Source organism: Citrobacter sp. CK206 (assembly GCF_030333125.1).
In the GTDB taxonomy this organism is placed as follows: Bacteria; Pseudomonadota; Gammaproteobacteria; order Enterobacterales; family Enterobacteriaceae; genus Citrobacter_B; species Citrobacter_B koseri.
The window spans coordinates 122049-134907 of the sequence record NZ_JAOWGM010000020.1 but is presented as its reverse complement, the minus strand read 5'-3'; the positions used below and the strand labels follow the sequence as shown (position 1 = coordinate 134907).

At 56.5% G+C, this 12859-nt stretch carries 11 protein-coding genes; all 11 read left to right on the top strand.

The window, feature by feature from the left end; translation table 11 throughout:
- The first annotated feature begins 98 nt into the window (after nt 1-98).
- Entirely contained in the window at nt 99-1103 is a 1005-nt protein-coding gene (gene cra / locus OGX81_RS01415; protein ID WP_024130712.1) for a catabolite repressor/activator, read from the top strand.
- A 642-nt stretch (nt 1104-1745) separates the two neighbouring features.
- The gene (gene mraZ, locus OGX81_RS01410; protein ID WP_012134081.1) at nt 1746-2204 is read left to right on the top strand and encodes a division/cell wall cluster transcriptional repressor MraZ; all 459 of its coding nucleotides are present in this window, start codon (nt 1746-1748) and stop codon (nt 2202-2204) included.
- 2 nt (nt 2205-2206) lie between these two features.
- Nucleotides 2207-3148 (top strand): 16S rRNA (cytosine(1402)-N(4))-methyltransferase RsmH, encoded by a 942-nt coding sequence (gene rsmH, locus OGX81_RS01405; protein WP_024130711.1) that lies wholly within the window; start codon nt 2207-2209, stop codon nt 3146-3148.
- Complete coding sequence (gene ftsL, locus OGX81_RS01400) at nt 3145-3510, top strand: cell division protein FtsL (RefSeq protein WP_012134079.1); 366 nt, start codon at nt 3145-3147, stop codon at nt 3508-3510. Before rsmH ends, ftsL begins: the two co-directional genes overlap by 4 nt.
- A 15-nt stretch (nt 3511-3525) precedes the next feature.
- Nucleotides 3526-5292 (top strand): peptidoglycan glycosyltransferase FtsI, encoded by a 1767-nt coding sequence (ftsI, locus tag OGX81_RS01395; RefSeq protein WP_012134078.1) that lies wholly within the window; start codon nt 3526-3528, stop codon nt 5290-5292.
- Nucleotides 5279-6766 (top strand): UDP-N-acetylmuramoyl-L-alanyl-D-glutamate--2,6-diaminopimelate ligase, encoded by a 1488-nt coding sequence (gene murE / locus OGX81_RS01390; protein WP_286487494.1) that lies wholly within the window; start codon nt 5279-5281, stop codon nt 6764-6766. Before ftsI ends, murE begins: the two co-directional genes overlap by 14 nt.
- Nucleotides 6763-8121 carry a UDP-N-acetylmuramoyl-tripeptide--D-alanyl-D-alanine ligase gene (murF, locus tag OGX81_RS01385; protein ID WP_104869084.1) on the top strand — a complete coding sequence of 453 codons (1359 nt, stop codon included), beginning with the start codon at nt 6763-6765 and terminating at the stop codon, nt 8119-8121. The genes murE and murF overlap by 4 nt, the downstream gene beginning before the upstream one ends.
- Nucleotides 8115-9197 (top strand): phospho-N-acetylmuramoyl-pentapeptide-transferase, encoded by a 1083-nt coding sequence (gene mraY, locus OGX81_RS01380; protein ID WP_012134075.1) that lies wholly within the window; start codon nt 8115-8117, stop codon nt 9195-9197. Before murF ends, mraY begins: the two co-directional genes overlap by 7 nt.
- 2 nt (nt 9198-9199) lie before the next feature.
- Nucleotides 9200-10516 (top strand): UDP-N-acetylmuramoyl-L-alanine--D-glutamate ligase, encoded by a 1317-nt coding sequence (gene murD, locus OGX81_RS01375; RefSeq protein WP_104869083.1) that lies wholly within the window; start codon nt 9200-9202, stop codon nt 10514-10516.
- Nucleotides 10516-11760: a cell division protein FtsW gene (gene ftsW, locus OGX81_RS01370; protein ID WP_024130710.1), complete on the top strand. Its 1245-nt coding sequence runs from the start codon at nt 10516-10518 to the stop codon at nt 11758-11760. The genes murD and ftsW overlap by 1 nt, the downstream gene beginning before the upstream one ends.
- Nucleotides 11757-12824: an undecaprenyldiphospho-muramoylpentapeptide beta-N-acetylglucosaminyltransferase gene (gene murG, locus OGX81_RS01365; RefSeq protein ID WP_071257561.1), complete on the top strand. Its 1068-nt coding sequence runs from the start codon at nt 11757-11759 to the stop codon at nt 12822-12824. Before ftsW ends, murG begins: the two co-directional genes overlap by 4 nt.
- Nucleotides 12825-12859 lie beyond the last annotated feature (35 nt).

Below are 12859 nucleotides of genomic sequence, written 5' to 3'. Positions count from 1 at the left end.
GCGGTTGCCGCAGTCACTATTCTGCGCTTAGATGTTAAGAAATTTAACCCATGCCGTCACAATGGTTATGGTTTGTACATTTTACGCAAGGGGCAATTGTGAAACTGGATGAAATCGCTCGGCTGGCCGGTGTATCGCGAACGACTGCAAGCTACGTTATTAACGGAAAAGCAAAGCAATACCGTGTGAGCGACAAGACCGTCGAGAAAGTCATGGCGGTGGTGCGTGAGCATAATTACCACCCGAATGCTGTGGCCGCCGGGCTGCGTGCTGGACGCACACGTTCTATCGGACTGGTCATTCCCGATCTGGAGAACACGAGTTATACCCGTATCGCAAACTACCTGGAGCGCCAGGCGCGCCAGCGCGGTTATCAACTGCTGATTGCCTGCTCAGAAGATCAGCCGGATAACGAAATGCGGTGCATCGAACATCTTCTACAACGCCAGGTGGATGCGATCATTGTATCGACCTCGTTACCGCCGGAGCATCCGTTCTACCAGCGCTGGGCCAATGGTTCATTCCCCATCGTGGCGCTGGATCGCGCGCTGGATCGCGAACATTTCACCAGCGTTGTCGGGGCGGATCAGGATGATGCGGAAATGCTGGCGGCAGAGTTACGTAAATTCCCGGCGGAAACGGTGCTTTACCTGGGCGCGTTGCCGGAGCTGTCCGTCAGTTTCCTGCGCGAGCAGGGGTTCCGTACCGCATGGAAAGACGATCCGCGCGAAGTACACTATCTGTACGCCAACAGCTACGAGCGGGAAGCGGCGGCGCAGCTGTTCGAAAAATGGCTGGAAACTCACCCGATGCCGCAGGCGCTGTTTACCACGTCGTTTGCGCTCTTGCAGGGCGTGATGGATGTGACGTTACGTCGTGACGGGAAGCTGCCTTCCAACCTGGCGATCGCCACCTTTGGCGATAATGAACTGCTCGACTTCTTGCAGTGTCCGGTTCTGGCGGTCGCACAGCGTCATCGTGATGTTGCTGAACGCGTCCTGGAGATCGTCCTGGCCAGCCTGGATGAGCCGCGTAAACCGAAGCCAGGTTTAACGCGAATCAAACGTAATTTGTACCGCCGCGGTATTCTTAGCCGCAGTTAGTCCATTTCTGTATGCCGGATAAGGCGGTTATGCCGCCATCCGGCAAATCGCCCGGCGCGTTGTCGCTGACCGGGCAAATATTCACCTGCCAACAATACTCACACCATAATTAAGATTATTCCTTAGAATTATCCGACTTATCTTTCAAATATGCTGATTTTAAACCTGTCGATACCGACTTCCGGTTTATTGAGACGTCGTATTGAACCCGTTTTGTATTATTTTGTTACATGCGGGCGACGAATTGCCGAATTAACAAACACTTTTTTTCGATGTGGCCTCTACGTCGCGGCTGGCTTGTCGGTGCGGGGCGTAGAGAGCGATAAACAGGTACTGTTATCTCGCTGCATATTGTCCTAAAATGCCGCTCGCGTCGCAAACTGACACTTTATATTTTTATCAGATGATATTGAGTCGTTTTAAACGGTGATGAGTTTTTGGATCTTTTTTCTTACAAATATTCATGACGTTAATTTGCTTCGCTCGTTGGACGGAATTTAATCAACGCTGATATTAGCCGTATACATTGGGTTTTTTACTCCGGTAAGCGTCCTGACTTGCTTGACAAGCTTTTCCTCCGCTCCGTAAACTCCTTTAAGTGGGAATTTGTGGGGCAAAGTGGTAATAAGGGGTGAGGCTGGCATGTTCCGGGGAGCAACGTTAGTCAATCTCGACAGTAAGGGGCGCTTATCTGTGCCCACCCGTTACCGGGATCAACTGATCGAGAACGCTACCGGTCAAATGGTTTGTACCATTGACATCCATCACCCGTGCCTGCTGCTTTACCCCCTGCCTGAATGGGAAATTATCGAGCAAAAATTATCGCGTCTGTCGAGCATGAACCCGGTTGAGCGCCGCGTGCAGCGTTTACTGTTGGGGCATGCCAGCGAATGTCAGATGGATAGCGCAGGTCGCTTATTGATCGCGCCGATTCTGCGGCAACATGCCGGGCTGACGAAAGAAGTGATGCTGGTTGGACAGTTCAATAAGTTTGAACTGTGGGATGAAACGACCTGGTATCAACAGGTCAAGGAAGATATCGACGCTGAGCAGTCAGTAACCGAAACCTTGTCGGAACGACTGCAGGACTTGTCTCTATAATGATGATGGAAAATTTTAAACACACTACGGTGCTGCTGGACGAGGCCGTAAACGGTCTGAACATTCGCCCTGACGGCATCTACATTGATGGGACATTTGGTCGCGGCGGCCACTCACGTCTGATCCTCTCCCGGCTTGGCGAAGAGGGACGTTTGCTGGCGATCGATCGCGATCCGCAGGCTATTGCCGAAGCCCAGGCCATCAATGATCCTCGCTTCTCCATCATTCATGGACCTTTCTCTGCGCTTGCTGATTATGTAAGTGAGCGCGAACTTATCGGCAAGATCGACGGGATTCTCCTTGATCTTGGCGTCTCTTCACCGCAACTCGATGATGCCGAACGTGGTTTTTCTTTTATGCGCGATGGCCCGCTGGATATGCGTATGGACCCAACGCGCGGTCAGTCTGCCGCAGAATGGCTGCAAACCGCGGAAGAAGCCGATATTGCCTGGGTGCTGAAAACCTTTGGCGAAGAGCGTTTTGCGAAACGTATTGCCCGCGCCATTGTGGAGCGCAACCGCGAACAGCCCATGACCCGCACCAAAGAACTGGCGGAAGTGGTCGCAGCGGCGACGCCGGTGAAGGACAAATTCAAACATCCCGCGACCCGTACCTTCCAGGCGGTGCGCATTTGGGTGAACAGTGAACTGGAGGAGATAGAGCAGGCGCTAAAAAGCTCGCTCAGCGTGCTGGCCCCGGGTGGGCGGCTTTCCATTATCAGTTTCCACTCGCTGGAAGACCGTATTGTGAAGCGCTTTATGCGTGAGCAAAGCCGCGGTCCACAGGTTCCAGCAGGGTTGCCGATGACGGAAGAGCAGCTCAAAAAACTGGGCGGTCGTGAGCTAAGAGCATTAGGCAAGTTGATGCCGGGCGAAGAAGAAGTGGCGGAAAATCCACGCGCCCGTAGTTCAGTTCTGCGTATTGCAGAGAGGACGAACGCATGATCAGCAGAGTGACAGAAGCCCTGAGCAAAGTGAAGGGATCGACGGGAATCACCAATCGCCATGCTTTGCCTGGCGTGATCGGTGACGATCTTTTGCGATTTGGGAAGCTGCCACTCTGCCTGTTCATTTGCATTATTTTAACGGCGGTCACCGTCGTGACAACGGCGCACCATACGCGCCTGTTAACCGCGCAGCGCGAGCAACTGGTGCTGGAGCGTGATGCGCTGGATATCGAATGGCGCAACCTGATCCTTGAAGAAAACGCGCTCGGCGATCATAGCCGGGTAGAACGGATCGCAACGGAAAAGTTGCAGATGCAGCATGTCGATCCCTCACAAGAAAATATCGTAGTGCAAAAATAAGGATAAACGCGACGCATGAAAGCAGCGGCAAAGACGCTCAAACCAAAACGCCAGGAAGAACAAGCCAACTTTGTCAGTTGGCGTTTTGCGTTGCTGTGCGGCTGTATTCTGCTGGCGCTGGGTTTCCTGCTGGGGCGCGTGGCCTGGCTGCAAATTATTGCGCCTGACATGTTAGTGCGTCAGGGCGACATGCGCTCTTTGCGTGTACAGGAAGTCTCCACCTCTCGCGGCATGATCACCGACCGCTCTGGTCGCCCACTGGCGGTGAGCGTGCCGGTAAAAGCCATCTGGGCGGACCCGAAAGAGCTGCATGATGCAGGCGGGATCACGCTGGACAACCGCTGGAAAGCGCTGGCGGACGCGCTGAAAATGCCGCTCGACCAACTGGCGGCTCGCGTTAATGCGAACCCGAAAGGCCGCTTTATCTATCTGGCGCGTCAGGTTAACCCGGATCTCGGCGACTACATCAAAAAACTGAAGCTGCCAGGCATTCATCTGCGCGAAGAGTCCCGCCGTTACTATCCTTCCGGGGAAGTGACCGCTCACCTCATTGGCTTCACTAACGTCGATAGCCAGGGGATTGAAGGGGTTGAGAAGAGCTTCGATAAGTGGCTGACCGGCCAGCCTGGCGAACGTATTGTACGTAAAGACCGCTATGGCCGGGTTATTGAAGATATCTCTTCTACCGACAGCCAGGCCGCGCACAATCTGGCGCTGAGCATTGATGAGCGCCTGCAAGCGTTGGTCTATCGCGAACTGAACAACGCCGTGGCCTTCAACAAAGCGGAGTCAGGCAGCGCCGTGCTGGTGGATGTCAATACTGGCGAAGTGCTGGCAATGGCGAACAGCCCGTCCTACAACCCGAATAACCTGACCGGTACGCCGAAAGACGCTATGCGTAACCGCACCATCACGGACGTGTTTGAACCCGGTTCAACCGTCAAACCGATGGTGGTGATGACCGCGTTACAGCGCGGGGTCGTGCGTGAAAACACCGTGCTGAACACGGTGCCATATCGAATTAATGGTCACGAAATCAAAGACGTGGCGCGTTACAGCGAATTGACCCTGACCGGGGTTTTACAGAAGTCGAGTAACGTCGGCGTTTCTAAGCTGGCGTTAGCGATGCCGTCCTCAGCGTTAGTAGATACTTACTCACGTTTTGGGCTAGGAAAGGCGACCAATTTGGGGTTGGTCGGAGAACGCAGTGGCTTATATCCTCAAAAACAACGGTGGTCTGACATAGAGAGGGCCACCTTCTCTTTCGGCTATGGGCTAATGGTAACCCCGTTACAGTTAGCGCGAGTCTACGCAACGATTGGCAGCTACGGCGTTTATCGTCCGCTGTCGATTACCAAAGTTGATCCTCCTGTACCGGGCGAGCGCGTCTTCCCGGAAGCGACCGTTCGTACCGTCGTCCACATGATGGAAAGCGTGGCGCTGCCGGGCGGTGGCGGCGTGAAGGCGGCGATCAAAGGTTATCGCATCGCCATTAAAACCGGTACGGCGAAAAAAGTGGGGCCGGATGGCCGCTACATCAACAAATACATTGCTTATACCGCAGGCGTTGCGCCTGCGAGTCAGCCGCGCTTCGCGCTGGTGGTTGTTATCAACGATCCGCAGGCGGGTAAATACTACGGCGGCGCCGTTTCCGCGCCGGTATTCGGTGCCATTATGGGCGGCGTACTGCGCACCATGAACATCGAACCGGATGCGCTGGCAACGGGCGAAAAAAGTGAATTTGTAATTAACCAAGGCGAGGGAACAGGTGGCAGATCGTAATTTGCGCGACCTTCTCGCTCCGTGGGTGCCTGGCGCACCGGAGCGAGCACTGCGGGAGATGACACTCGACAGCCGTGTGGCTGCATCGGGCGATCTCTTTGTGGCAGTGGTGGGTCATCAGGCGGACGGGCGTCGATATATCCCGCAGGCGATAGCGCAAGGTGTGGCTGCCATTATTGCAGAGGCCAAAGATGAGGCGACCGACGGGGAAATCCGTGAAATGCACGGTGTGCCGGTTATCTATCTGAGCCAGCTCAACGAGCGTTTATCTGCACTGGCGGGCCGCTTCTACCACGAGCCATCTGAACATATGCGTCTGGTCGGCGTGACCGGAACGAACGGAAAAACCACCACCACGCAACTGCTGGCGCAGTGGAGCCAACTACTTGGCGAAACCAGCGCGGTAATGGGAACGGTGGGTAATGGCCTGTTGGGCAAAGTGATCCCGACGGAGAACACAACCGGTTCCGCCGTTGACGTACAGCATGTGCTGGCCGGTCTGGTTGAGCAGGGCGCAACATTCGGTGCAATGGAAGTCTCTTCTCACGGCCTGGTGCAGCACCGGGTCGCCGCGCTGAAATTTGCCGCCTCTGTTTTCACGAATTTAAGCCGCGATCACCTTGATTATCACGGTGACATGGAACATTACGAAGCGGCGAAATGGATGCTCTATTCAACGCACCATTACGGCGAGGCTATTATCAATGCCGATGATGAAGTCGGACGCCGATGGCTGGTGAGGTTGCCGGATGCCGTTGCGGTCTCTATGGAGGATCATATCAACCCGAACTGCCACGGACGTTGGCTGAAAGCGGTTGAGGTGAAGTACCACGATAGCGGCGCGACGATCCGTTTCGACTCCAGTTGGGGCGAAGGCGAGATTGAAAGCCGTCTGATGGGCGTGTTTAACGTCAGCAACCTGCTGCTGGCGCTGGCAACGTTGCTGGCGCTTGGCTACCCCCTGGCGGATCTGCTGAAAACCGCCCCCCGACTGCAACCGGTTTGCGGGCGGATGGAGGTGTTCAGCGCGCCGGGCAAAACCACGGTGGTGGTCGATTACGCCCACACGCCGGATGCGCTGGAAAAAGCGTTGCAGGCTGCGCGGTTGCACTGTACTGGTCAACTGTGGTGCGTCTTTGGCTGCGGCGGCGATCGCGATAAAGGTAAACGTCCGCTGATGGGGGCGATTGCCGAAGAGTTCGCGGACGTGGTGGTCGTGACGGACGATAACCCACGCACCGAAGAGCCGCGCGCGATCATCAACGACATTCTGGCGGGTATGCTGGATGCCGGGCACGCGAAAGTGATGGAAGGCCGCGCAGAGGCGGTGACCTGCGCCATTATGCAGGCGAAAGAAAACGACGTGGTTCTGGTCGCGGGTAAAGGGCATGAGGATTACCAGATTGTCGGTACTCAACGCCTTGATTACTCCGACCGCGTGACGGCTGCGCGTCTGCTGGGGGTGATCGCATGATTAGCGTAACGCTCAGCCAACTGGCCGGTATTCTGCACTGCGAATTACAGGGCGCCGACCTGACGATTGACGCGGTCACGACTGATACGCGTAAGGTGACGCCGGGCTGCCTGTTTGTGGCGCTGAAAGGCGAGCGTTTCGACGCCCACGATTTTGCGGATAACGCGAAAGCGGGCGGCGCCGGTGCGCTGCTGGTGAGTCGCCCGCTGGATTGCGATCTGCCGCAACTGATCGTCAAAGATACGCGGCTGGCCTTCGGCGAACTGGCCGCATGGGTTCGGGCGCAGGTTCCCGCTCGCGTCGTGGCGTTAACCGGCTCCTCCGGCAAAACATCCGTTAAAGAGATGACCGCCGCCATTCTGAGTCAGTGTGGCAACACCTTATACACCGCGGGTAACCTGAATAACGATATCGGCGTACCGATGACGTTGCTGCGGTTAAACAACGATTATGACTATGCCGTCATTGAGTTAGGCGCCAATCACCAGGGCGAAATTGCCTGGACCGTCGGCCTGACGCGTCCTGAAGCGGCACTGGTTAATAATCTGGCGGCAGCGCACCTGGAAGGATTCGGTTCGCTGGCGGGCGTGGCGAAAGCGAAAGGCGAAATCTATACCGGCTTGCCGGTGAATGGGATCGCCATTATGAACGCCGATAACAACGACTGGCTGAACTGGCAGGGCATTATTGGCGATCGCAAAGTGTGGCGTTTTTCACCGAATGCCGCCAACAGCGATTTTACCGCGACCAATATCCATGTGACCTCGCACGGTACGGAATTCACGCTGCAAACGCCGACGGGCGACATTGACGTCCTGCTGCCGCTGCCTGGTCGTCACAATATTGCGAACGCGCTGGCGGCGGCTGCGCTGTCGATGGCGGTAGGGGCTACCCTTGACGCCATTAAAACCGGTCTGGCGAACCTGAAAGCCGTGCCGGGGCGCCTGTTCCCCATCCAGTTGAATGACAACCAGCTGTTACTTGATGACTCCTATAACGCCAACGTCGGTTCGATGACCGCCGCTGTGCAGGTGCTGTCTGAAATGCCAGGCTACCGGGTGCTGGTGGTCGGCGATATGGCGGAGCTGGGCGCGGAAAGCGAAGCATGCCATGTTCAGGTCGGTGACGCGGCAAAAGCGGCGGGTATCGACAGCGTGCTGAGTACAGGAAAACTGAGTCAGGCGATCGGCAATGCCAGCGGCGTTGGCGAACATTTTGCGGATAAATCGGCTCTGGTCGCGCGTCTTAACACGCTGATTGCGGAGCATCAGATTATTACCATTTTAGTGAAGGGTTCACGTAGTGCCGCCATGGAAGAGGTAGTACGCGCATTACAGGAGAATGGAACATGTTAGTTTGGCTGGCCGAACATTTGGTCAAATATTATTCCGGCTTTAACGTCTTTTCCTATCTGACGTTTCGCGCCATCGTCAGCCTGCTGACCGCGCTGTTCATCTCCTTGTGGATGGGCCCGCGTATGATTGCCCGCTTACAAAAATTGTCTTTTGGCCAGGTCGTGCGTAATGACGGCCCGGAATCGCACTTTAGCAAGCGCGGTACGCCGACAATGGGCGGCATTATGATTCTGACGGCGATTGTGGTCTCCGTCCTGCTGTGGGCTTACCCGTCTAACCCGTACGTCTGGTGCGTGCTGGTGGTGCTGGTGGGCTACGGCATTATTGGTTTTGTCGATGATTACCGCAAAGTGGTGCGTAAAGACACCAAAGGGCTGATCGCTCGCTGGAAATATTTCTGGATGTCGGTGATTGCGCTGGGCGTGGCGTTCGCGCTGTATCTGGCAGGGAAAGACACGCCGGCCACCGAACTGGTGGTGCCGTTCTTTAAAGACGTGATGCCGCAACTGGGTCTGTTCTACGTGCTGCTGGCGTACTTCGTGATCGTCGGAACGGGCAACGCGGTTAACCTGACCGATGGTCTGGATGGCCTGGCGATTATGCCGACCGTATTCGTCGCCGCCGGTTTTGCGCTGGTGGCGTGGGCAACCGGCAACATGAACTTCGCCAACTACCTGCATATTCCGTACTTACGTCATGCTGGTGAACTGGTGATTGTCTGTACGGCGATTGTCGGCGCGGGCTTGGGCTTCCTGTGGTTTAACACCTATCCGGCGCAGGTCTTTATGGGAGACGTCGGGTCGCTGGCGCTGGGCGGCGCGCTGGGCATCATCGCGGTGCTGCTGCGTCAGGAGTTTTTGCTGGTGATTATGGGCGGCGTGTTTGTCGTGGAAACCCTGTCAGTCATTTTGCAGGTCGGTTCCTTTAAATTGCGCGGGCAGCGCATCTTCCGCATGGCGCCGATTCACCATCACTATGAACTGAAAGGCTGGCCGGAACCGCGCGTTATCGTGCGCTTCTGGATTATTTCGCTGATGCTGGTCCTGATTGGCCTGGCAACGCTGAAGGTACGTTAATCATGGCTGATTACCAGGGTAAAAAAGTCGTCATTATTGGTCTGGGATTGACCGGGCTTTCCTGCGTGGACTTTTTCCTGGCGCGCGGCGTAACGCCGCGCGTAATGGATACCCGTGCGACGCCGCCGGGTCTGGACAAATTACCGGAAGCGGTAGAGCGTCACGTCGGCAGCCTGAATGATGACTGGCTACTGGCGGCGGATCTGATTGTCGCCAGCCCAGGTATTGCTCTGGCGCATCCTTTACTGAGCGCTGCCGCCGATGCAGGTATTGAGATTGTCGGCGATATCGAACTGTTCTGTCGCGAAGCGCAGGCGCCGATCGTGGCGATCACCGGATCGAACGGTAAAAGCACCGTGACCACGCTGGTAGGCGAGATGGCGAAAGCGGCGGGCGTGAACGTGGGCGTTGGCGGTAACATCGGTCTGCCTGCGTTGATGCTGCTGGACGCCGCTCGCGAGCTGTACGTACTGGAGCTTTCCAGCTTCCAACTGGAAACGACATCCAGCCTACAGGCCGTTGCCGCAACCATCCTGAACGTTACCGAAGACCATATGGACCGATATCCGTTTGGTCTGCAACAGTATCGCGCGGCAAAACTGCGCGTGTATGAGAATGCGAAAGTTTGCGTGGTGAATGCTGATGACGCGCTGACCATGCCGGTACGCGGCGCGGATGCGCGTTGCGTCAGTTTTGGCGTCAACATGGGGGATTATCACCTCAATCGCCAGCAGGGCGAGACCTGGCTGCGGGTGAAGGGTGAAAAAGTGTTGAACGTGAAAGAGATGAAGCTTTCCGGCCAGCACAACTACACCAATGCGCTGGCGGCGCTGGCGCTGGCCGATGCGGCGGGTTTACCGCGCGCCAGCAGCCTGAAAGCGTTGACGACCTTTACCGGTCTGGCGCATCGCTTCCAGCTGGCGCTGGAGCATAACGGCGTGCGCTGGATTAACGACTCCAAAGCCACCAACGTAGGCAGCACGGAAGCGGCGCTGAATGGCCTGCACGTAGACGGTACGCTGCACCTGCTGCTCGGCGGTGATGGTAAATCGGCGGATTTCTCTTCGCTCACCCGTTACCTGGGCGGCGATCGCGTTCGCCTGTACTGCTTTGGTCGTGATGGCGCGCAGCTGGCGGCGCTGCGCCCGGAAATCGCAGAACAAACTGAGACGATGGAAGAGGCGATGCGTCTGCTGGCGCCGCGTTTGCAACCGGGCGATATGGTCCTGCTGTCTCCGGCCTGCGCCAGCCTCGATCAGTTTAAGAATTTTGAGCAACGGGGCGATGTCTTTACCCGTCTGGCGAAGGAGTTAGGTTGATGCGTTTATCTCTCCCTCGCCTGAGAATGCCGCGCCTGCCGGGATTTGGAATCCTGGTATGGGTCTTTACGGCGCTTAAAGGCTGGGTGATGGCGTCGCGCGATAAAGACGACGATAGCCTGATCATGTATGACCGCACGTTGCTCTGGCTGACATTTGGCCTGGCGGCGATCGGTTTCATCATGGTGACGTCGGCGTCAATGCCTGTCGGACAACGTCTGGCGAACGATCCTTTCCTGTTTGCCAAGCGTGACGCGCTGTACATACTCCTGGCGTTTTGCCTGGCGATGATCACGCTGCGTTTACCGATGGAGTTCTGGCAAAAGTACAGCACCACGATGCTGATCGCGTCGATCATCATGTTGTTGATCGTGCTGGTGGTGGGGAGCTCAGTTAACGGGGCATCGCGTTGGATTGCGCTGGGGCCGCTGCGTATTCAGCCTGCGGAATTTACCAAACTGTCGCTGTTCTGCTACCTCGCCAACTATCTGGTGCGCAAAGTTGATGAAGTGCGTAATAACCTGCGCGGCTTCTTAAAACCGATGGGCGTGATTCTGGTGCTGGCGATTTTGCTGCTGGCGCAGCCCGATCTCGGGACGGTGGTGGTGCTGTTCGTTACCACGCTGGCGATGCTGTTTCTCGCTGGGGCGAAGTTATGGCAGTTCATTGCCATCATCGGCATGGGGATATCGGCGGTGATCCTGCTGATCCTCGCCGAACCGTATCGTATTCGCCGTGTGACCTCTTTCTGGAACCCCTGGGAGGATCCGTTTGGCAGCGGCTACCAGCTGACGCAATCCCTGATGGCATTTGGCCGTGGTGAGATGTGGGGGCAGGGGCTGGGGAACTCGGTACAAAAACTGGAGTATCTGCCGGAAGCGCATACTGACTTCATCTTCGCCATTATTGGGGAAGAACTGGGTTATATCGGTGTGGTACTGGCGCTTTTAATGGTATTCTTCGTCGCTTTTCGCGCGATGTCGATTGGCCGTAAGGCGCTGGAGATTGATCACCGTTTTTCAGGATTCCTGGCCTGCTCGATTGGAATCTGGTTCAGCTTCCAGGCGCTGGTCAACGTCGGCGCGGCGGCAGGCATGCTGCCAACGAAGGGTCTGACGCTGCCGCTGATCAGTTATGGTGGTTCCAGTTTGCTAATCATGTCGACGGCCATCATGTTTTTGTTACGTATTGATTATGAAACGCGTCTGGAAAAAGCGCAGGCGTTTACACGAGGTTCACGATGAGTGGTCAACCGAAGCGGTTAATGGTGATGGCGGGCGGTACTGGCGGACATGTGTTCCCAGGACTGGCCGTCGCGCACCATTTAATGGACCAGGGCTGGCAAGTACGCTGGCTCGGAACCGCCGATCGTATGGAAGCGGATTTAGTGCCGAAGCATGGCATTGAGATTGATTTCATTCGCATTTCCGGTTTGCGCGGAAAAGGCGTGAAAGCGCTGCTGGCGGCACCGCTGCGTATTTTTAACGCCTGGCGCCAGGCGCGGGCGATCATGAAGCAGTTTAAGCCTGATGTGGTGCTCGGCATGGGCGGCTATGTCTCTGGCCCCGGCGGTCTGGCGGCGTGGTCGCTGGGTATTCCGGTTGTGCTGCATGAGCAAAACGGCATTGCAGGGTTGACCAATAAGTGGCTGGCGAAAATCGCCACGACGGTGATGCAGGCTTTTCCCGGCGCGTTTCCGAAAGCGGACGTGGTCGGAAACCCGGTACGTACTGACGTACTGGCGCTCCCCTTGCCGCAAGAACGCCTGGCCGGACGTGAAGGGCCGATTCGCGTGCTGGTGGTGGGTGGCTCTCAGGGGGCCCGGGTATTGAACCAGACGCTGCCGCAAGTTGCGGCAAAACTGGGCGATACGGTCACTATCTGGCATCAAAGCGGTAAAGGCGCGCAGCAGACCGTAGAGCAGGCTTATGCCGGGGCGGGGCAACCGCAGCATAAGGTGACGGAATTTATTGATGACATGGCCGCAGCCTATGCGTGGGCGGATGTTGTCGTTTGCCGCTCTGGCGCGTTAACGGTGAGTGAAATTGCCGCCGCTGGTTTACCCGCGCTGTTTGTGCCGTTTCAGCATAAAGACCGGCAGCAGTACTGGAATGCCCTGCCGCTGGAGAAAGCGGGGGCCGCCAAAATTTTTGAGCAGCCGCAGTTTACTGTGGATGCCGTCGCCAGCACCCTGGCCGGGTGGTCGCGAGAAACGTTATTAACCATGGCAGAACGTGCCCGCGCTGCATCTATTCCAGATGCCACCGAGCGTGTTGCAAATGAAGTGAGCCGGGCTGCCCGGGCGTAATTGTGGCGGTGCCTTTTGCACCGCATGAATTGAGA